Annotated in this window: 18 protein-coding genes and 1 tRNA gene; 10 read left to right on the forward strand and 9 right to left on the reverse strand. The window is 71.5% G+C overall.

Features of this window, described 5'->3' with window-relative positions:
• Positions 1-78 precede the first annotated feature (78 nt).
• The gene (locus tag JMO03_RS10835; RefSeq protein WP_425491827.1) at positions 79-828 is read right to left on the reverse strand and encodes a M90 family metallopeptidase; all 750 of its coding nucleotides are present in this window, start codon (positions 826-828) and stop codon (positions 79-81) included.
• 13 nt (positions 829-841) lie between these two features.
• Complete coding sequence (locus JMO03_RS10840; protein ID WP_202843229.1) at positions 842-1,126, reverse strand: hypothetical protein; 285 nt, start codon at positions 1,124-1,126, stop codon at positions 842-844.
• Between the two features lie 232 nt (positions 1,127-1,358).
• On the opposite strand from JMO03_RS10840, the gene birA reads away from it, so the two are divergent.
• The 7 genes from birA to JMO03_RS10875 all read left to right on the forward strand — a co-directional run bounded on the left by birA (position 1,359) and on the right by JMO03_RS10875 (position 6,197).
• On the forward strand, positions 1,359-2,354 hold the full coding sequence (gene birA, locus JMO03_RS10845; RefSeq protein WP_202843231.1) for a bifunctional biotin--[acetyl-CoA-carboxylase] ligase/biotin operon repressor BirA: 996 nt from the start codon (positions 1,359-1,361) through the stop codon (positions 2,352-2,354).
• Positions 2,351-3,088: a type III pantothenate kinase gene (locus JMO03_RS10850; RefSeq protein WP_202843233.1), complete on the forward strand. Its 738-nt coding sequence runs from the start codon at positions 2,351-2,353 to the stop codon at positions 3,086-3,088. The genes birA and JMO03_RS10850 overlap by 4 nt, the downstream gene beginning before the upstream one ends.
• A gap of 9 nt (positions 3,089-3,097) precedes the next feature.
• A complete protein-coding gene (locus JMO03_RS10855) occupies positions 3,098-3,877 on the forward strand; it encodes an SPOR domain-containing protein (protein WP_202843235.1) in 780 nt (259 codons plus the stop codon).
• A 56-nt stretch (positions 3,878-3,933) separates the two neighbouring features.
• Positions 3,934-4,009: transfer RNA gene (locus JMO03_RS10860), tRNA-Thr, on the forward strand.
• A gap of 470 nt (positions 4,010-4,479) precedes the next feature.
• Entirely contained in the window at positions 4,480-5,403 is a 924-nt protein-coding gene (gene rocF, locus JMO03_RS10865; protein WP_202843352.1) for an arginase, read from the forward strand.
• A 179-nt stretch (positions 5,404-5,582) separates the two neighbouring features.
• Entirely contained in the window at positions 5,583-5,738 is a 156-nt protein-coding gene (locus JMO03_RS10870) for an entericidin A/B family lipoprotein (protein WP_202843237.1), read from the forward strand.
• 258 nt (positions 5,739-5,996) lie between these two features.
• Positions 5,997-6,197 carry a CsbD family protein gene (locus tag JMO03_RS10875; protein ID WP_202843239.1) on the forward strand — a complete coding sequence of 67 codons (201 nt, stop codon included), beginning with the start codon at positions 5,997-5,999 and terminating at the stop codon, positions 6,195-6,197.
• Positions 6,198-6,455: 258 nt separating this feature from the next.
• Here the strand turns inward: JMO03_RS10875 and JMO03_RS10880 are convergent, their stop codons facing one another.
• Positions 6,456-7,265 carry a hypothetical protein gene (locus JMO03_RS10880; protein ID WP_202843241.1) on the reverse strand — a complete coding sequence of 270 codons (810 nt, stop codon included), beginning with the start codon at positions 7,263-7,265 and terminating at the stop codon, positions 6,456-6,458.
• Between the two features lie 125 nt (positions 7,266-7,390).
• Here JMO03_RS10880 and JMO03_RS10885 point away from each other — a divergent pair, with 125 nt between their 5' ends.
• Genes JMO03_RS10885 through JMO03_RS10895 form a run of 3 tightly spaced genes read left to right on the forward strand, consistent with a single transcriptional unit; the run spans position 7,391 to position 10,010 of the window.
• Positions 7,391-8,722, forward strand: a complete 1,332-nt coding sequence (locus tag JMO03_RS10885) for a tryptophan--tRNA ligase (protein ID WP_202843243.1) — start codon at positions 7,391-7,393, stop codon at positions 8,720-8,722.
• Positions 8,719-9,033: a hypothetical protein gene (locus JMO03_RS10890; RefSeq protein WP_202843245.1), complete on the forward strand. Its 315-nt coding sequence runs from the start codon at positions 8,719-8,721 to the stop codon at positions 9,031-9,033. The genes JMO03_RS10885 and JMO03_RS10890 overlap by 4 nt, the downstream gene beginning before the upstream one ends.
• A 29-nt stretch (positions 9,034-9,062) precedes the next feature.
• Complete coding sequence (locus JMO03_RS10895; RefSeq protein WP_202843247.1) at positions 9,063-10,010, forward strand: MBL fold metallo-hydrolase; 948 nt, start codon at positions 9,063-9,065, stop codon at positions 10,008-10,010.
• Between the two features lie 33 nt (positions 10,011-10,043).
• Here the strand turns inward: JMO03_RS10895 and JMO03_RS10900 are convergent, their stop codons facing one another.
• The 6 genes from JMO03_RS10900 to JMO03_RS10925 all read right to left on the reverse strand — a co-directional run bounded on the left by JMO03_RS10900 (position 10,044) and on the right by JMO03_RS10925 (position 18,446).
• Positions 10,044-10,427, reverse strand: a complete 384-nt coding sequence (locus JMO03_RS10900) for a VOC family protein (protein WP_202843249.1) — start codon at positions 10,425-10,427, stop codon at positions 10,044-10,046.
• Between the two features lie 25 nt (positions 10,428-10,452).
• On the reverse strand, positions 10,453-10,839 hold the full coding sequence (locus tag JMO03_RS10905; protein WP_202843251.1) for a VOC family protein: 387 nt from the start codon (positions 10,837-10,839) through the stop codon (positions 10,453-10,455).
• Between the two features lie 136 nt (positions 10,840-10,975).
• Positions 10,976-12,454: a dihydrolipoamide acetyltransferase family protein gene (locus JMO03_RS10910; RefSeq protein ID WP_202843253.1), complete on the reverse strand. Its 1,479-nt coding sequence runs from the start codon at positions 12,452-12,454 to the stop codon at positions 10,976-10,978.
• 110 nt (positions 12,455-12,564) lie between these two features.
• Positions 12,565-13,596, reverse strand: a complete 1,032-nt coding sequence (locus JMO03_RS10915) for an alpha-ketoacid dehydrogenase subunit beta (protein ID WP_202843255.1) — start codon at positions 13,594-13,596, stop codon at positions 12,565-12,567.
• Complete coding sequence (gene pdhA / locus JMO03_RS10920) at positions 13,593-14,666, reverse strand: pyruvate dehydrogenase (acetyl-transferring) E1 component subunit alpha (protein ID WP_202843257.1); 1,074 nt, start codon at positions 14,664-14,666, stop codon at positions 13,593-13,595. The genes JMO03_RS10915 and pdhA overlap by 4 nt, the downstream gene beginning before the upstream one ends.
• Positions 14,667-14,876: 210 nt before the next feature.
• Complete coding sequence (locus tag JMO03_RS10925) at positions 14,877-18,446, reverse strand: Calx-beta domain-containing protein (protein ID WP_202843259.1); 3,570 nt, start codon at positions 18,444-18,446, stop codon at positions 14,877-14,879.
• Between the last annotated feature and the right edge of the window lie 98 nt (positions 18,447-18,544).

Here is an 18,544-nt window from a genome sequence, read left to right on the forward strand (position 1 = left end):
CATTGCCGGATCGCGGCATCGTCGGGCCGCCTGATTGGCGGGCAGCCGAAGCGGCGCAATGGCGGGCCTGGCGCCGCCCTACGGAACCGGACCGTAGAAGCGCTGGAGATGCGCCGCCACGGCCGGAAACGCGTTGCGCAGCGTGGCGGGGTCGCTGAAGTGGTATTCGCTGCAGACGGCGAAGAATTCCTCCGGCGCCTCGGCCGCGTAGGGATCGATCAACACGTCGCGTCCGGCATCCACGTCGGCGACGAAGGCGTCGAAGGCCTGCTGGAAGTCGCGTGCCCAGGCGCGCTGCCAGTCGCGCGGCAGTGGGGGGGTGCCGTCGAGCAAGCCGTCGAGCGAGTCGAGCTTGTGCGCCATCTCGTGCACGGCCACGCAGAAGCCGGCGTGCGGGTCGTCGAGGTCGGACTCGACGTCGGCCCAGGACAGGATCAGCGGCCCGCTGTCCCAGGCCTCGCCGATCAGTTCGTCGTCCCATTCGTGCAGCACGCCGGCGGCGTCGACATGGGTGCGGTTCACCCGGAACGCATCCGGATAGACGATCAACTGCGACCAGCCGTGCAGGCCTTCCTCGCCGAACTCGAGCAGCGGCAGGCTGCACAGCGCGGCGAGCGTCGCGCGCCGGATGGCGTCGAGCCGCAGCGGTTCGATCGGAGTGATGGTCTTGCGCTGCAGGAACAACGTGGCCAGTCCGCGCAGGCGCTGCGCGCGTGCGTCGTCGAGCGCAGCGATCCAGCGCACGCGCAATTGCACGTGGCGCCAGGTATCGTCGTCGATCGGATCGGGTACGCGACCGAGCAGTCGCCGGATCAGGGCTGCGGGCACAACCCCGAGGTCCTCAGCGGATCATGCCCGGCAGGAAACTGTGCCAGCGCGGCGGGCGCGTCGCGGCTTCGGATTCGCCGCTGCGGCGGGCGGGAGCGGGGCGGGCACGGGCCGGCGCCACGGCGCGCTTGTCGCCGGCCGGTGCGGCCTCTGCATCGGACTCCGCCTCCACGGCGACCGGGCAGCCTGCGCTGCCGCCATTGGCATCCATCAACGCGGTCTGGCGGGCCGCCACGGGAAACGCGGCGCAGGCCAGCAGCAGGCATGGCAGCACGCGGGTTCGCAGTCCAGGAGCCATGGCAACCATCCTTCGGCCAGTTGTTGCGGTGGCAACAGTTCACTATACCTTGGATGCGGGCAGGCCGCGGAAGGTTGCAGCCGCGATGCGACGAGGCGGGCCGGCGGCGCGGCGGACCGAGTTCGCCGCCCGACGCCGGGCGGTTCGGAGCGGGGCGGGCGCCCCGGACGCCGGCGGCCGCGCGGCGGGCCGTGATCCCGGATAATCGGGCCATGCGCCTGTTCGACACCCCATGACCACGTCCGCGGATCGTGCCCTGCTGCAGCGCCTGGGCGCTGGCCCGGTGTCGGGCGATGCGCTGGCCCGGGAGGCGGGCCTGACCCGTGCGGCGGTGTGGAAGCGGATCGAGGGGCTGCGCGAGGCCGGGGTCGCGATCGACGCCCGCGCCGGACGCGGCTATGCGCTGGCCGCCCCGGTCGACCTGCTCGACGCGGACCGGATCCTGCTCGCCTTGCCGGACGCGGTTCGCGCGGACGTCGCCGCACTCGAGGTCGCGTGGTCGCTGGATTCGACCAGTTCCGAACTCCTGCGTGGCGGCGATGCGGCCGCGGGCGTGCAGGTGCTCCTGGCCGAGCGCCAGACCGGCGGCCGCGGCCGTCGTGGGCGCCCCTGGGCGTCGCCGCTGGCCGCCAACCTGTACCTGTCGGTGGCGCGCCGCTTCGATGCGGGGCTGGCGCGTCTGGGCGGCTTGAGCCTCGTGGCCGGGTTGGCGGTGGTGGAGGCGCTGCACGCGCTGGGGGTCGTCCAGGCCCGGCTGAAGTGGCCGAACGACGTGGTGGTCGCCGATGGCGCGAGGTTGCGCAAGCTCGGCGGCATTCTGGTCGAGGGTGGCGGCGAGCATGGCGGGCCCGCGCGTGCGGTGATCGGCATCGGCCTCAACGTGCGCATGCCGGCGCATGCCGGCGCAGGCATCGACCAGCCGTGGATCGACCTGCGGGCGCTGGGCGATTCGCCACCGCGCAGCCTGCTTGCCGCCGGAGTGCTGGCGCAGCTGCTGCCGGCACTGTCGCGCTTCGACCGCGAAGGGCTGGCGCCCTTCCTGGCGCACTACGCCGGGCACGACGTCCTCGCCGGCCACGCGGTGCAAGTACAGGCGGGCGACGGCGTACACACGGGCCTGGCGCTGGGCCTTGCCGACGATGGAGCGCTGCGCGTGCGGCTGACGCACGGCGAGCGCGCCTTCCACGCCGGCGAAGTCAGTCTGCGGCGCACGGATCGCGGGCCATGACCGACTGGCTGTTCGACCTCGGCAACTCGCGGCTCAAGTGCGCGCCGCTGCGCGCGGACGGAAGCCCCGGCGAAGTACTGGCGTTCGCGCACGATGGCGAGGCGCTGGCGGACGCCTGGATCGAACGCCTGCCGCCACGCATCGATGCGGCGCACGTGGCCAGCGTCGCCTCGCCGCCGCTGCGCACCGCGCTGCTCGACGCGCTTTCCGCGCGCTGCGGCCGCATCGGCCTGGCGGCGACGCAGCGCGCATGGGGTGGGCTGCGGATCGCCTACGCCGCGTCCGAGCGGCTCGGCGTGGACCGGTTCCTGGCGATGCTCGCCGCCCACGCGCGCGGCGGCGCCTGGCTGGTGGCGGGCGTGGGCACGGCGCTCACCATCGATCTCGTCGACGCCTGCGGCCAGCACCGCGGCGGGCGCATCGCGCCGTCGCCCGCGCTGATGCGCGAGGCGCTGCACGCAAAGGCCGCGCAGCTCATGCGCGAAGGGGGACGCTACCGCGAGTTCGCCGCCGACACCGGGGACGCGCTGAACTCGGGGTGCCTCGGCGCGGCGCTGGCCCTGGTCGAGCGCAGCCTGGAGGCGGCGGCGCGCGAGTGCGGCGCGCCGGTGCCGCTGCTGCTGCACGGGGGCGGCGCCGGGGCACTGCTGCCACACCTGCCCGACGTCGTGCACGACCCCTCGCTGGTGCTGCGCGGCCTGGCGCACTGGGCCCGGATCGGGTCGAGCCCCTAGAATCGGCCGATGCTCGCACGCGCCCTGATCGTCCTGCTGCTGATTCTCAACCTCGGCGTCGCACTGTGGTGGGCGACGCGCGCGGACGCGCCACCGTCCACCGACTCGCCGCTGCCGTCGGGAATCGAATCGCTGCGCCTGCTGGAAGAAGCGGCGGACCCCGCCGCCGCGGCCGCGCCGTTCGCGGATGCCATGCCGCCCGCATCCGACGCGCAGGACGTCGCGACGGCGCCGGCCGATACCGAACCGACGCCGGACACGGCGGCAGCCACGGAAACGGCGCGCGCGCAGGAAGCACCGGACGCCCGGGCCAGCGCCACCGTCTGCCACAGTTTCGGTCCGTTCGCGGACGTCGCCGAGGCCGAACGCGCGGCCGCGCGACTGCGGCCGGCGGTGCTGCGCGTGGCGGTGCGCCAGGTGCGGGCCGCGCCGCGGGGCTGGAGCGTGCACCTGCCGGCGCTGCCCGATCGCGCAGCCGCCGATGCGATGGCGACACGCCTGATCGCGGCGGGTTTCCGCGACCACTACCTCCTGCCCACCGCCGGGGACGGCACGGTCGCCATCGCGCTCGGCCGTTTCGGCGGCGAGGCGGCCGCGCAGCGCCACAGCACTGCGCTGCAGGCGGCCGGATTCGCCGCCGTGGCCGAGCCGATCGGCGACGGCGGCCAGACGCGTCACTGGGTCGACATCGCCGCCGGCGAACACGCGGACCTGGCCGTGCTCAGGCGTGCGGCCGACGCGGCGCGGAGCGAACCCATCGACTGCGGACCGGCAGGGGCGGCACGCTGAGGGCCCTGGGCTAGAATGCCTCCAGGCCGGCGATCGCACCGGGCATCGACGACAACGCCGCTTTAGCTCAGCTGGTAGAGCAACCGCCTTGTAAGCGGTAGGTCATCCGTTCGAATCGGATAAGCGGCACCATGCGCTGCGCGAGTGACCGACGGGCTCCGCGTTCCGCCGGTCGACAGGCCGATCGCGGCGACCCGACGGGATGGGCGTTGAACCGGACCGGTTCGATCCGCTGGGTGTGGTCGAGGTCGAATGCGCTGCGCAGGTGCGGCCGTAGCCTGTGGTCGATGGTGGTGATGATGCCGCGCATGAACGACAGCGGGGCCGGTAGCGCCATTGCCGGACGATAGGCAGGCGCGGCCGGAGGGCGGTGCCTGCGCCGCGCCTGTAAGGGTGGGCCCTGCCATGGAGGCTCTCCCGGGTGCGGCGGACGCGGCAGCCGCAGGCATCCGTCGCAGGGGCATGGGGATCGGTGCAATGCCCGACCAATGGCGTCCTGCCGCGCGGACCAGGCCGGCTTCGCATTGCTGCGCTGCGACACCGGACGGGCGCGCGGCCTCGCTAGACTGCCGGCCCAGACCCTGCGCCAGAGATCGTCCGACATGCAGCAACGCTATCCTCCGGTTTCGATCTTCGGCGCGCCCACCGATGTCGGTGCGGGTACCCGCGGCGCCTCGATGGGTCCGGAAGCGCTGCGCGTCGCCGGCCTGGGCGAGGCGCTGCGGGGCCGGGGCGTCGACGTCGTCGACGCGGGCGACGTGCCGGGCCCGAAGAATCCCTGGCTGGGCCCGGTGGACGGCTACCGCCATCTCGACCAGGTGGTGGCGTGGAACCAGGCGGTGTTCGATACGGCCGCGCTCATCCTCGGCGAAGGCCGCATGCCGGTGATGCTCGGCGGCGACCATTGCCTGGCGATCGGTTCGATCGCCGCCGTGGCCGCGCACTGCCGACGCGAAGGCAGGGGGCTGCGCGTGCTGTGGCTGGACGCGCACACCGACTTCAACACCAGCACGATCACGCCCTCGGGCAACGTCCACGGCATGCCGGTCGCGTGCCTGTGCGGTATCGGCCCCGAGGGGCTCACCCGGATCGGCGGACACGTGCCCGCGATCGTGCCGGGCCAGGTCCGGCAGCTCGGCATCCGCTCGGTGGACCAGGACGAGAAGCGCCTGGTCAAAGAACACCGGCTCGACATCTACGACATGCGCTACATCGACGAGGTCGGGATGAAGCGGGCGATGGAACAGGCGCTGCATGGCCTCGATGGCGACACCCACCTGCACGTGAGCTTCGACGTCGACATCCTCGACCCCACCATCGCGCCCGGCACGGGCACGCCCATCCCGGGCGGCGTCAACTACCGCGAGGCGCAGCTGATCATGGAGATGATCGCCGACAGTGGCCGGCTCGGCTCGCTCGACATCGTCGAGGTCAATCCCGCGCTCGACAGTCGCAACACGACCGCGGAACTCGCGGTCGACCTGGTGGAAAGCCTGTTCGGCAAGTCGACCCTGATGCGCGACTGAGCGCGGTCGCGCCGTGACGCCGCGTCGACATGCGTGAACGGCGGTGTTGGGGATGGACGGCGCAAAGGCGCCACTTCGTGCATTCAACGCGGATTTCACGCTCCTCGGCGTCTGATGACATGGACGAGCGCGGGGACGATCCCGCGGTCGCACTCGACCAAGTCTCCAGGAGAAACCAGATGAAGCGTTTGATGGCCATGATGCTGATCGCCATGTTTTCGCTCGGCACGCTCAGCGCGTGCAACACCATGAAGGGCGTCGGCAAGGACGTCGAGAAGGTCGGCGACAAGGTGCAGGAGAAGGCCGACGACACTGGCGGCACCGATCCGAGGTGATCCGACCTTGCACGGATGCGTTTGCGGGAAAGCCGGCATTGCCGGCTTTTTCGTTTCCGGCCGCCAAGTGTCGGAAAAGTCCCGCGTTCGCAGGTGCGCACGCCGGAGCTGAACTTCCCGGCGGAGCAAGTCATCGTTGTGAACGAGGCCTTACGAATCCTTGATGCCGCCGTGATGCGCAGGACGCGATGATGATCGCCATCGATGCGGAGCGGATTTTTCGCACCGATGTCCTCCCAACAACGAAGGAATCCAGCCATGAACAAAGACATCATTGCGGGCAAGTGGACCCAGCTCAAAGGCCAGGCGCAGGCCAAGTGGGGCGACCTGACCGACGACGTGTTCGACGTCGCCGCGGGCGACAGCAAGTACCTCGCCGGCAAGCTGCAGGAGCGTTACGGCTGGGAGCGCGAACGCGCCGAGCAGGAAGTGCGCGACTTCGAGAAGACGCTGAACTGATCCGGTTGGGATTCAGCCGCAGCGGCGGTCGGTGTAGACGGTAGACGCGATCGCGCCGCGACCGACGCCGTTTCCGATGACGGATCCCGGCGACAACCAGGATGGACAGGGGCCGGCATCGCCGGCCCCTGTGTTATCCGGCCCCTGCGCTTCCTGCTACCCGACGTAGCGCGGTCGTGCGATCCAGGTCGCGAGGGACCCAGGGACCAGCTCGAGAGCGGGTCGCGATCTTCGATTGGGACGGACCGGACGGGTGCGTTAGTGCCAGCGCCCGGGCGGATCGGCCACGAAACCGCCCGGGAACGCCTGCGGGCGGTCGCGATGCTGCCACGGGCCCGGTGCCGGCCAGGGCATGATGCCGCGCGCAGCCAGGGCGCCGGGCGCGTCGTAACGCAGCTGCGTGATCTGCGCCGGCCGCGAGCTGGCGCGCACGAACGAAGTCTGCCCGACCGGCGACCATTCCCGCTGTCCATGCCCGGTACCGATCTGTTGCCGGGCGAGACCGTCGTGATCGCCGTATGCGTCCGCAGCCTCGGCCGCCGGTGCGGCGCTGCGCGACTTCCCGGCATCCGCGCCACGCGCGATCGGCGGCGAGGGCAGTGGATGCGGGTACCGGTACGTGCGTTCGCGGAACACCGCCACGCCGATCGTGCCGACGTGGTCCGGTCGGCCGGTGCGCGCGGCATAGCTGTCGGGCAGCGCGGTGAACACGAAGCCGGCCACGTCCTGGTACGACTTGCGCCAGCCGGTGATCTCGGTGCTCTGCCAGGGCGCGAGTACGTAGCCGGTCTGCGAGGGGTGCGCGGTCTGCCCGGTGACGGCATTGACGCCGTCGACCGACAGCACCACCAGCAACCGTTCGCCGGTGTTGTTGGTCAGGCGCACGCCGTAGCGATGCCCGGGCGTGCCGGCGATCCAGGACTCGCGCCGGTGCGGATACTCCGGCAGCCACTGGCCGCTGTCGCGATCGACCACGTCGATGCGGACCAGCGAACGGGCGGCGGCGGGCGCCGCGAGCAGCAGGGCGGCGAGGAGGGCCAGGGCGGCCAGTGCGGGCTTGTGGATCATGGTGGGGATCTCCGTTCGGGTCGTGCGGTTGAACGCACGCGCACGGCGGGCGGGGTTGGCGCGATCGGGGGCGGTCGGCGCAACGGTTAAACTGGCGTTCCGCTTCCGCGTCCCGGCGCCCTGCAATGCCCCCACGCCCCGCCCGCGTCCTCACCGGCATCACCACCTCCGGCACCCCGCACCTGGGCAACTACGTCGGGGCGATCCGGCCCGCGGTCGCCGCCAGCCGCGCCGATGACACGGAGAGCTTCTATTTCCTCGCCGACCTGCACAGCCTGATCAAGGCCCAGGATCCGGCGCGCACCCAGCGCTCCACGCTCGAGATCGCCGCGGCCTGGCTGGCCTGCGGGCTGGACCCGGCCAAGGTCTGGTTCTACCGCCAGAGCGACATCCCCGAGATCACCGAGCTGACCTGGTACCTGACCTGCGTCGCCGGCAAGGGCATCCTCAACCGCGCCCACGCCTACAAGGCGGCGGTGGACCGCAACCGTGCCGACGGCGAGGACGACGATGCCGGCATCAGCGCCGGACTGTTCATGTATCCGGTGCTGATGGCCGCCGACATCCTGATCTTCAACGCCGACAAGGTGCCGGTGGGGCGCGACCAGGTGCAGCACATCGAGATGGCGCGCGACTTCGGCCAGCGCTTCAACCACGTCTACGGCCACGACTGGTTCGTGCTGCCCGAGGCGGTGGTGGACGAACAGGTCGCCACCCTGCCGGGGCTGGACGGTCGCAAGATGAGCAAGAGCTACGGCAACACCATCGCGCTGTTCGCGCCGCCGGCGGAACTGAAGAAGCTGGTGTTCTCGATCGTCACCGATTCGCGTGCGCCTGGCGAGGCGAAGGACACCGAGGGCTCGGCGCTGTTCCAGCTCTACCAAGCCTTCGCCAGCCACGAGCAGACGGCCGCGTTCGCGCAGGGCTTTGCCGACGGCATCGGCTGGGGCGATGCGAAGCAGCGGCTCTACGGCCTGGTCGAGGCCGAGATCGCGCCGCTGCGCGAGCGCTACCTCGATCTGGTCGCGCGTCCGGACGACATCGAGGACACGCTGCGCGACGGCGCGCGCCGGCTGCGCGAGCGCTATGCGACGCCGCTGCTGGCGCAGCTGCGCGAGGCGGTGGGCCTGCGCGACCTGTCGACGGTACGTCTCGACGCGATGGAGACCGAAACCGTGGCGGACAGGCCGCCCCTGGCTGCCTTCAAGCAGTACCGCGAAGCCGACGGCAGGTTCTACTTCAAGCTGGTCGAGGGCGAGCGCGTGCTGCTGCAGAGCCGCGGGTTCGACGCGCCGCGCGACGCGGGCCAGGCGATCGCCGCGCTGCGGCGCGGAAGCGTGCCGCTGGCGCAGGCGCCGGCCTCGACGGGCGAGGGCGTCACCGAGGCCGACGTGCAGGCAGCGCTCGATGCGCTGGCCGCCGCCGACGCTGAAAAGGCGGCGAAGGCGCAGGCATGAACCCGCTGGTCGAGCTCAACCTCACCCTGATCCTGTTCCTGCCCTGGTTCGCGATCCTGGGCACGCTGTACTGGCTGTTCCCGCGCCAGCCGCGCGGCATGAAGCGCGCGCTGTACGACCTGGCGACGCTGGCGCTCGCGGTGGCCGCCTTCCTGTGGAGCGTGCACTGGTCGGTGGCCAATGCCGACACCCAGTACGGCAAGCTGTGGCCGCAGGTGCTGGCGACCGCGCTGGGCTACGGGGTGTTCCTCGCGGCGCTGGGCATCGCGTTCGCGGTGCGCCACCTGTTGTTCGGGCGCAGGCGCGACTGAAGCATGCCGATGCAACCGGGGAAGGCGCGATGAAGGCCGACGGCATCACCCTAATCGACACCGGCTACATCCGCCCGGGGTTGTGCGCGGCGTATCTGGTGCACGGCAGCGGTGGCCGCGCGGCGCTGGTCGACTGCGGCACCGCGACCTGCGCGCAGCGCGTGCTCGCGGCGATCGACGCCGCCGGGGTGGCCCGCGACGCGGTCGACTGGCTGCTGGTCACCCACGTCCACCTCGACCACGCCGGCGCTGCCGGCCCGCTGATGCACGCGCTGCCGAACGCACGGCTGGTGGTGCATCCGCGTGGCGCACAGCACATGGTCGATCCGGAGAAGCTCATCGCCGGCGCGAAACGCGTCTACGGGGAAGCGATGTTCGCGCGCGACCATGCCGGCATGCTGCCGGTGGACGAGGCGCGCGTGGTGGTCGCCGACGACGGTCACGTGGTCGACCTCGCCGGTCGCCCGCTCGCCTGCGCCGACACGCCCGGACACGCCCTGCACCACTACAGCGTGTGGGATGCGGCGACGCGCAGCTGGATCGCCGGCGACGCGTTCGGGCTGTCGTATCGCGAGTTCGACAACGGCAACGGCGCCTTCGCGGTGCCGACGACCTCGCCGGTGCAGTTCGACCCCGGGCAGATGCAGGCCTCGATCCGCCGGCTGGTAACTCAATCGCCCACAGCGATCCGCATCGCCCACTACGGCATCGTCACCGAATGCGCACGGCTGGCCGACGAGCTGATCGTTCTGGTGGATGCGATGGCGACGATCGCGCGCAATGCGGACGCAACGCCCGACCGCCACGCGCGGATCGTCCACGGCCTGACCGCGCTCTACGTCGAGCGCGCCGCAGCGCACGGCGTCGCCGATCCCGCACGCAGCGTCGCCGGTGTGCTCGGCGGCGACATCGAGATCAATGCGCAGGGCCTGGGCGTGTGGCTGGACCGCGAAGCAAAGGCGCGCGCGGCCGGTTGAAGGGCGCGAGCCCGCCCGCCGGCGGGGCCGTCGCTACTCCCAGCGATTGAGATACGGGCCGAACGGCTTGCGCTGCTGGCGCACCACGCAGAAGCGGTGGCCGCTGGGGGCTTCCATCACCCACCAGGTGTGCACCTTCTCGATCTTCCTGGCGCCGAGCGCGACCAGACGCTCGGCCTCGGCCTCGACGTCGTCGGCCTCGATGTCGAGATGGATGCGCGAGGCATGCGGGACCTTCTGCAACAACAGGATCGGCTCGTCGACTTCCGTATGCAGACGCGCGTACCTGCCGTCGCCGTCCTCGTCGGCGGACTCGACGCGCTTGCCGAGGGCCCGGCTCCAGAACTCGACGTGCGGCGCGAGGTCGTCGACCTCGCAGTCGAGCACGAACGTGCTCAGGCGACTGTGGTGGGGCATGTGGGGTTCTCCTGTTCGTCGAACTTCAGTCCCAGGAGGTGGGACTGGCGCGTTGCTCCGGAGCGCGCATCGGCACGACGCAGAAGCGGTGCCCGGTCGGCGCCTCCATCACCCACCAGCGGCCACGGACGGATTCGATCCTGCGTGCGCCGAGCGCCTCGAGCCTGCTGGCCTCGGCCTCGACGTCGTCGGTTTCGATGTCCAGGTGCACGCGCGGCGGATGGTCGACCTTCTGCACCTCGATGTGCAGCCCGCCGGGCCCTGCGCCCAGCACCGCGTAGCGGCCCTGTCCGCCTTCGTCGGGATCGGCCACCGGCAGGCCGAGGGCCCGGCTCCAGAATGCGGCGGCGTCGGCGAGCGCGCCCTCGCGGCAGTCGATCATGAAGCCGGCGAGGCGGCTGTGGTGGGACATGGCAGGATCCTCGTGCAGGCGGTGGTCGGGTCCGGGGCGGTAGGCGCGTGTCGAAAGGCGAACGAGTCGGTGGTCTGTCCGCCGCGACCGCCCGGACGCATCAGGGCCGGGTTCTGGAGCGGCGCGCCTGCGCGCCTCAGTGCGGCGACGCCAGGTCGTCGAGCATCGCCTTCAGGAAGCGTGCCGCCTCGCCGCCGGTGCAGGCGCGATGGTCGAAGGTCAGCGACAGCGGGATCACCCGGTGCGACTCGAAGCCACCGACCACCGGCACGATCTGGTGCCGTCCGCGGCCGGCGGCGACGATCGCCACGCACGGCGGCACCACCACCGGCGTCGCGTAGCGGCCGGCGAACATGCCGAAGTTCGACAGCGAGATGGTGTAGCCGGTCAGCTCGGAAGCCGGGATGCTGCGGTCCTCGACCTGCGCGCGCAGGCGGTCGATGCCTTCGCGCACGCCGCGCGCGTCGAGCAGGTCGGCGTTGCGCAGCGCCGGCACGAACAGGCCGTCGCCGGTGTCGACGGCGATGCCGAGGTCGACCTGCGGGTGCAGGGTGCGGACGAGTTTGTCGCCATCGAACCAGGCGTTGAGTGCGGGCACCGCACGGGCCGCGGCGCAGATCGCACGGATCAGTCGCACGGTGAGGTCGTTGCCGGGCTGCCAGTCGTGGATGTCGGCATCGTCGACCAGGCTGGTGGGCACGACCTTGCTGTGCGCGTCGGCCATCACCCGCGCCATGTTGCGGCGCACGCCCTTGAGCTGTTCGGGCTGACCGCTGGCGCTGACCGACGGTGGCTGCGTGCGCATGGGCTTGCCGCTGGCCGAGAGTGCAGTGCGCTCGCCGGCGGTGCGCGTGGCGCGACCGGATCCCTCTCCCGCTCGCGGGGAAGGGCTGGTGTGTGGGGCGGTGGCCGTAGTGCCCTCACCCCGGGCCACTCTCCCGCGAGCGGGTGAGGGGAGGGATGCGGCGGTTCCGTTCGCCGCCGCCTGCTTCACGTCGGCCATCGTCACCACGCCGTCGGCGCCGCTGCCGCGCACGCGCGCGAGGTCGACCTTGAGCTTGCGCGCCAGCGCGCGCACCGCCGGCATCGCCCGGATCCCGCCGACCGACACCGCCGCTTCGGCATGCACGTCGTCGGACGCCTGCATCGCGCCGACCACGGTGCCGCTGTCGGCGCGCTCGCCATCCCCGGGCTCCGACTTCCCTTCCGGCTGCGTCTTGCCGGTCTGCTCGATCGCGCCGCCCTCGGTGGAAGCGACCACGCGGTCGTCCGGCGCGGGATCCTGGCTGCCGACGCTCTTGCCGGACGCTGCCTTCGCGCCGTGGTGGTGGCCGGTGTCCTGTCCTTCGGCGCGCTGCGGCTGCGACGCATCGAGCTCGAACTCGGCCAGCATCGCGCCGGTGACGATCACGTCCCCGGCGGCGCCGGCGAGCCTGAGCACCTTGCCCGAGACCGGCGAGGGCACGTCGACCACCGCCTTGGCGGTCTCCATCGACACCAGGTTGTCGTCGAGGCGGATGCTGTCGCCCTCCTTGACGTACCACTCGACGATGGTGGCGTCGGGCAGGCCTTCGCCGAGGTCGGGGAGCAGGAAGGTCTTCTTGTTCGGGGCCATGTCGCGGTTCCGTCGGGCGGGCAACGACCCGCCATGTCCATGGGAAGTGCCGTGCGCGGGCCGCCTGAGGGGACGGGCGGCCGCACATGGCGGGCGGGTGAGGACCCGTCCTACGAGTTCGCCAGCGTACGCTGCGCCGCCGCGACGATCCTGTCCGTGCCCGGCATGTACTTCATCTCCAGCCGGAACAGCGGCATGTGGGTGTCGTAGCCGGTGACGCGCTCGACCGGCGCGACCAGGTCGTACATCGAGTGCTCGGCCAGGCGCGCGGCGATCTCGGCGCCGAAGCCCGCGGTGCGCGGCGCCTCGTGCACGATCACGCAGCGGCCGGTCTTGGCGACGGATTCGGCGATGGTGGCGAAATCCAGCGGCTTGAGCGTGGCGACATCGATCACCTCCGCGCTGATGCCGTCGCGCGCCAGCTCCTCGGCGGCTTCCAGCGTCTCCTTGACCTGCGCGCCCCAGGTGACGAGGGTGACGTCGCTGCCGTCGCGCAGCACGTAGCACACGTCCAGCGGCAGCGCCTCGCCGTCGTCCGGTACCACTTCCTTGTACTGGCGGTAGATGCGCTTGGGCTCGAAGTAGATCACCGGGTCCGGTTCGCGGATCGCCGCCAGCAGCAGGCCGTAGGCGCGCGCGGGGGAGGACGGCAGCACCACCCGCAGGCCGGGCACGTTGGTGAACATCGCTTCGTTCGCCTCGCTGTGGTGCTCGGGCGCGCGGATGCCGCCGCCCCAGGGCACGCGCAGCACCATGGGGCAGGTCAGGCGGCCGCGGGTGCGGGTGCGGAAGCGCACCGCGTGGCAGATGATGTGGTCGAGCATCGGATAGACGAAGCCGTCGAACTGCGCCTCGGCCACCGGCTTCATGCCCATCGCCGCCATGCCCACGGTGAGTCCGGCGATGGTGGTCTCGTCGAGCGGCGTGTCGAGCACGCGATCGGCGCCGAACTGCTGCTGCAGGCCCGCGGTGGCGCGGAACACGCCGCCGTTGACGCCGACGTCCTCGCCCAGCACCACCACAGAATCGTCGTGGCGCATCTCCCAGGCCAGCGCCTGGGTGATCGCCTCGATCAGGGTGATCGCCTTCGCCTGTGCGACCCGGGCGCCGTCCTGCTTCTGCTGGTGGACCGCGGCCTTCATGCGCGGCCCTCCAGCGCCAGCAACTGCGCGCGCTGTTCGAGGATGTCGGGCGGCGGGTCGGCGTAGAGGTAGTCGAACATCGCCTCTGCCGGTTGGGTCCTGGTGTCGAGGTAGGCGTCGATCTCGACGTCGACCAGGCGCGTGCATTCGGCCAGCCAGTCCTTTTCCTGCGCCTCGTCCCACAGGCCTTCGGCGCCGAGCCAGGTGCGCAGCCGCGTGACCGGGTCGCGCGTCCAGGCGTCCTTGACCTCGGCCTCGTCGCGGTAGCGGCGCGCATCGTCGGCGGTGGTGTGGTCGTGCAGGCGATAGGTCATGAACTCGATCACCGTGCCGCCTTCGCCGCCGCGTGCGCGCTCCATGGCCCGGCGCATGCCCTCGAGCACCGCGAACAGGTCGTTGCCGTCCACCTGCAGGCAATGCAGGCCGCCGGCCAGGCCCTTCTGCGCCAGCGTCTGCGCGCCGGTCTGCGCGCTGCGCGGCACCGAGATCGCCCAGCCGTTGTTGATGATGCACTGGACGAACGGCAGGGTGTAGGCGCCGGCGGCATTGATCGCGGCGTAGGTGTCGGTCTTGGAGCTGCCGCCGTCGCCGCAGCAGGTGACGGCGACGCGCTTCTCGCCGCGCAGCTTGAAGGCCAGCGCCGCGCCCGCGGCATGCAGGCACTGGGTGGCGATCGGCACCGCCCAGGGGAAGTCGTGGCGCGCGACCTGGTAGTCGTTGCCGCGTTCGTCGCCGCCCCAGTACAGCAAGATCTCGCGCAGGCGCACGCCGCGCATGATCTGCGCGCCGTATTCGCGGTAGCTCGGCGCCAGCACGTCCTCGGGCCGCATCATCGCGCCGATGCCGATCTGGGTGGCTTCGTGGCCGAGGCACGGTGCGTAGGTCCCGAGCTTGCCGGTGCGCTGGAGCGCGACCGCCTTGCCGTCGAACGCGCGCAGGAACAGCATCTGCCGGAACAGCGCCAGGATCTCGTCCTTCGGCAGCATCGACCCCGGCAGGTCGGCGACCATCCGCCCGTCCTGGTCGAGGTATTGCAGATACTCGATCTCGAAGCTCGCGGCAACGCGCATGCACTTCCATCCGGTCGTTGTCGAACCCAGGATGATAAGGTTTCCTGCGTAAGGATCCGTTGCGCATTGCGTCATGCGCGAGCCGCGTCCCTGTGCTTGCGTTCGCGTGCCCGAGACTGCGTCTGCGCGCCCGTCACGGTGGACCGCCTGGCGCGGTCGGGCCTCGTTCCGGCCGCGTCCCGTGGTCGGGGAAGCGGCCGGAAACCGCGCTCAGTCGTCGAAGGTCGCGCGGACCGACACGTTGCGGAACGCGCGCACCCCGATCAGCTTCACGAACCAGGTGCCCGGCGTGGGCGCCGCCACCGCGATCGTCTCGTTGTTGCCCGGCCGCTGCGAGCGCCCGTCGAAGTCGTCGACAGTCGGGATGCGCTCGTGTGCCGCATACAGGGTGACGTCGCCGCTGCCGCCGAAGCTGAGCACGCGCAGCGGGCCGGCGCCTTCCGGCACGTCGACGCGGTAGACCAGCTCCTCGCCTGCGGCGCCCGACTGGCCACCGAGCGAAATGCCGTTCGCCAGCACCGGGATGCCGGCATACGGATCCTCGACCAGGATCGCGGCGCTGGACTCGTTGTTGCCGGGGTCCGTGTCCTCGGTCTGCGCGGTGACGGCGGCGGCGAGCGTGACCGGCGTGCCTTCCATCGCCTCGAGCGCGGTGGCGGACAGGGCGAACACCGCCTCGGCACCGGCGGCGAGGCCGTCGGCATTGCAGGCGACCGTGGTGGTCCCGGCCGCCACCAGCGGCGCTTCGCAGTCCCAGCCATCGGGCGCCGCGACCGCGAGGTCGGCCAGTTCCGCGTCGAGCACGAAGCCCGCGCCGGGATACGCGGCGTCGTCCGGTCCCGCGTTCGCGACCACCGCCGAGAACTGCAGCGCCTCGCCCAGGGCGACCGTGGCCGCAAGCGCCCCGGTTTCCACCGACAGGTCGGCGAAGCGCAGCGCCGCCAGCCGCACCAGCAGCACGGTCGGATCGTGGTCGGACAGCCGCGAGGGCGTGTCGTCCTCGTTGCGCGCGGTTTCCGGGAAGTCGGCGTTGATCCGCGCGTGGCTGATCTCGAGCCCGGCGACCAGCGGCGAGTCGACCAGGGCATCGTTGACCAGGATGTGGTCGAGCGTCTGCGCCTGGTAGTCGAACACGAACGAGTAGCGCTGCTGCGGTTCGGCGAGCAGGGTGAGGTTGAACAGGTTGGGTTCGACCAGGTCCACGCCGTCGCCGTCGACCGCGGTCTGCGCGTCGGGCGAGGGCAGGCCGGTGACCGTGCCCATGGCGTCGACCAGGCCGTCGTTGAACTGGAAGGCGTTGAAGTCGCCCATCACCACCAGGTTGCGCGTGGGGTCGTCGGCCTGCATGCCGTCGACCAGGGTGGCGAGGAACTCCGCCTGCGCCTGGCGCTTGGCGCGCACGCGCTGGCCGAGCGTCAGCCAACCATTGCTGCCGTTCTCGTCGCTGTCGACGCCGTTGAGCGAACGCTGGTGCACCACGATCGCGGTGAACGGCCAGCTGCGGCCGTCGGCGAAGTGGACCACGGCGTCCAGCGACAGCGGCGGACGGTCGTTGAGCAGGCTGGTGCTGCCGTCGGGGTTCTGGAGCACCTCCGCTGCGCCGTGCTGGACCACGCCCAGCACGTCCACGCGCGGCGTTCCGGCGGCGACCTCGGCGGCCTTGACCAGGAAGCCGACGTCGATGCCGCCGACGTCGTTGCCTTCGAGCAGGTGCGCGGTGTAGCCCGGATCCGGTCCGCCGGCCGCGACCACGTCGGCGTTGATGCGCGCGGCGAGCGCCTGCAGCACGGCCTGGTTCTCGACCTCGACCACGCCGACCACGTCCGGCGTGTGCAGGTAGCCGCGGATCGCCAGCGACGCCTTCGCCAGGCGCCGCTCGAAGGCCGCCGCGGTCAGCACCGGTTCGCCGATCGCGGGATCGTTGTGGTCGTCGAAGAAGCGCTCGAGGTTCCAGGTCGCGAAGGTGGCGTCGTCGGCGGTCGGCAGGCGCGAGGGCACCGGCAGGCCGGTGGCGCTGCAGTCGATCGTCAGCGCGCCTTCGGGGTGGATGGTGTAGCGGCGGAAGGTGTAGTCGAGCGGTCCGACCAGGCTGCCGTCGGTGATCAGGCAGCCGGCGGCCACGTTCGCGGCCGGCGCGCCGATCGTGGTGCTGTTGACAGCGATCAGTTCCGGGTTGAAGTCCCAGCGCGGGATGTCGGTGGCGCTGCTGCCGAGCGGATCCGGGTTCGGCACCGGGATGCCGGGTTCGCGGAACGGTCGCGCGTTGCCGGTGACCACGACCGCGAAGCGGCCGTTGCTGGTGGCGGTGGCCTGGGTCTCGTTGACGTTGCCGCCGGTGGGTGCGACCACGGTCGCGCTCGGCACCACGACGCGCATGGCCTCGAAGCGTTCGAGCTGGTCGAGTCCGTCGTCCGCGTTCGGCAGGTCGACGGTCAGCGCCACCGGGGCCGGCAGGGTGTGGCCGCCCGACAGCGCGGTCACGCTGGCGTTGACCAGTTCGGTCAGCGGCAGCTGGTGCGGATCGGCGGCGGGGATGTACTCGTCCACCGTGCCCTGCACCAGCACGCGGTTGCCTACGGCCGCGGCGTCGGGCGGGGTGGTGCTGGTGAACACGAAGAGGCCTTCGGAGGTGGCCGGGTTGCCGTCGTCCTCGCCGTCGGCCGTCTGCAGGAAGAAGCCGTTGTTCTTGCGGGCGGTGACGATGCCGGTGGTGGCGACCGTCATGCCATCGAAGGGCGAAACCTGGCCATCGCCCTGGATCGCGGAGATCGCCACGGTTTCGACGTCGTCGTTGAGGATCGTGCCCACCGCCTGCGCATCGGCAAGCTCCGCGCCGGCGGCGTTCGACAGGTCGACGAAGAAGGTCTCGTCGGCTTCGGTGACGGTGTCGCCGATCACATCGACGCCGATCGTGACCGAGGTGGACCCTTCCGCGATGGTCGCGGTGCCGCTGGCGGCGATGTAGTCCTCGCCGGCCGTGGCGGTGCCGTCGGCGGTCGCATAGTCGACGCTCACCCCGCCCGGTCCCGCCGACTGGTTGAGGCTGATGGTGAAGAAGAACGGCGTGGTGCCGGCGTCGCCCTCGGCGGCGCTGGTGTCGCCGATGCTGGCGTAGACGATGCCGCCGCCGGCGCAGGGCGCGGGCAGCGAGGACGCGTTGCGCGGCGCGGGCGCGGCGCTGGCGAAGTCGGCGGCGTTGTCGTCGCTGTCGCTGCAGCCGTTGTCGGCGCGGAACGCCGCACTGGCATTGTTGAGCGTCGGCGCGGCGCCGCTGCCCTCGAAGAAGTTGGCGCCGCCGAAGCCGACGAGGTCGACGATCAGTGCCAGCTGCGCGGGCGTGCACGGCGTGCTGCCGCCGTTGCAGCCCAGGCTGGTGGTCGATTCGACCAGGGCGACCTTGCCGGCGCTGCCGGACATGTTGATGGTGCCGCTGGCGTCGGTCGACGGTAGCGGAGCGCCGTTGGCGCCGCCGGCCAGGCCGACCAGGAAGTACTGGCCCGGTTCGAGCGTCGCCGCGGGCAGCACCACGATCTGGCTGCTGCCGGCGCCGAAGTTGCCGGTGCCGGTGGCGCTCGCGTACTGCAGCGACAGGCCCGACAGCGACGCCGGCTCGCTGCCGCGGTTGAACAGCTCGACGAAATCGTTGGTGTAGGGGGCGCCGCTGTTGCCGCCGCCGCCATAGACCTGGCTGACGACGACCTGCGCCTGCGCGTGGGCGGCGAACAGCGCGCCGCAGAGAACGAGGGCCGGCAACAGCCGGCGGACGAGCCGAATGCCCACGAAAGACTCCTAGGTTCGATCCGTTGCCGGATCGGTGGCCGGCCCCCCTGCCAGGGCCGATTGTGCACCGTCCGGGTGTCGGTTGCATGACGCGGCAC

Origin of the sequence: Luteimonas saliphila, from assembly GCF_016774335.1 — a bacterium.
Taxonomy (GTDB): domain Bacteria; phylum Pseudomonadota; class Gammaproteobacteria; order Xanthomonadales; family Xanthomonadaceae; genus Luteimonas; species Luteimonas saliphila.